The sequence below is a fragment of the uncultured Aquimarina sp. genome, assembly GCF_947500065.1.
In the GTDB taxonomy this organism is placed as follows: Bacteria; Bacteroidota; Bacteroidia; order Flavobacteriales; family Flavobacteriaceae; genus Aquimarina.
This window is the reverse complement of the sequence record NZ_CANMQT010000061.1, coordinates 1-230: the sequence shown is the minus strand read 5'-3', so window position 1 is coordinate 230 and position 230 is coordinate 1. Positions and strand designations below refer to the sequence as shown.

Here is a 230-nt window from a genome sequence, read left to right as displayed (position 1 = left end):
GAAAAAAGAGTTGCACAGCAATTTTATCATTTAGAGGCTGACAGCAAAGAAAATTGGGATTATTACATTGAAGACTACAAACATAAAGACTTTAAAATGATGCCAATAGAAAATTTTAGATTAGTTTTTTATGGTAATGGAAAAATGGTTGCGTTGGAGCAAATAGGTCCTAAATATCAAGGAGAATCAGTTTTATGGTCTAGATATATAAAAGAAGGTAAGGATTTTTA

Annotated in this window: 1 pseudogene; it reads left to right on the top strand. The window is 29.6% G+C overall.

Annotated features, from left to right (window positions below):
- Positions 1-230, top strand: a pseudogene (locus Q0975_RS28445) (hypothetical protein); the annotation flags it as partial.